This is a genomic window from Halorubrum sp. AD140, from assembly GCF_034497445.1.
GTDB lineage: Archaea > Halobacteriota > Halobacteria > Halobacteriales > Haloferacaceae > Halorubrum.
In genome coordinates this window covers 1-1,044 of sequence record NZ_JAXRUU010000334.1, presented here as the reverse complement: position 1 = coordinate 1,044, position 1,044 = coordinate 1, and the positions used below count along the sequence as shown (strand labels likewise).

General features: G+C 58.7%; 1 protein-coding gene and 1 pseudogene. One reads left to right on the top strand and one right to left on the bottom strand.

The genetic code is table 11. The features are described from left to right. Nucleotides 1-180, bottom strand: a 180-nt coding sequence (locus U4E84_RS18650; protein WP_322533540.1) for a hypothetical protein, incomplete at its 3' end; no start/stop codon positions are given. Between the two features lie 152 nt (nucleotides 181-332). Here U4E84_RS18650 and U4E84_RS18645 point away from each other — a divergent pair. Further along, a pseudogene (locus U4E84_RS18645) lies at nucleotides 333-1,044 on the top strand (hypothetical protein); the annotation flags it as partial.

The window sequence follows — 1,044 nt, the reverse complement described above, 5'->3', positions numbered from 1 at the left end:
GTCGACGTACTCGAGGAACCCCAGAAGCTCGCCGTAATCGCAGGCCGCTGCTATCTGTCGCCTATCAAATTCCGTTTGATCATAGAGCTCGCTGCGTTCAACCGCCTCATCTCCAAGTAAGCGACACGTTTCATAGAGTGCCTCCGGCTTCGCCCGTGCTGGGAGGGTGTTGGTCGACATATCTGACTAAGTGTCGACAATTCTGAGAATAGTTTCCCTACATAGTCGTCTCCGCGCGCCATACTTGCTTATAGGGTGTCCGGTGGGTAACCGAAAAATCGTTCTTGACTCCTTCCCAACAATATATGTAGCCGGTCGCCGTGGCACGGATCATGCCCTCGGATTTCTTGGACTCACGTCAAGGTCGCCACTGGAGCTACGATCGGGATGGTGGCGATTTTGAGTTCTACCAAGGAAACGGATCAAGTGCTCTCGAGATCGTCGTCGTCGATCACGGTGAGCGACCCACCAAAGAGTTCCTCCAGAAGACGTACGCTGACCGGCGCGGCGGGCGAGTAAACCCGATCCTCGTCGTTGCCTTCTACGACGACCACGCCGGACTGTGCGGGCCGAGTGGCGAAGAGCCACCGGTCTACCGAGATGTCGACCGCGGGCAAGCAGATCGGGTCTGTGACACCGCACTCAACGAGCCGGACCGACACGCGGCTCAGCGGTTCCTCACTGAGACGCTCCCGCAGCTTGACGAGGAACTGACCGGGCTTCGTAATCAGGGCCTCCTCTCGACGCATGAGCTCAAGGTTGGCGTTCCCGAGCGCGACGACTGGGCGGACGCGACCGAACACGCTCGCCAAGCCATAGAGGACGATCCGCGCGAGCTGATCAAGGGTCTCAACTACGAGATTGACCAGCTCACCGACCAGAGCTACGTGCTCAAGGACACAAGCGACGGTCACGAACGCGCCGTGGCAATGTTCCTTCAAGAGGACGAGTCGTTCGATCACGCGCAGGAACGGTTCGTGGGCCAGTCTCCGGTCGCCTACGCGCTGAACGAGGCCGAAAAGCAAAACCGCGAATACGTCATCG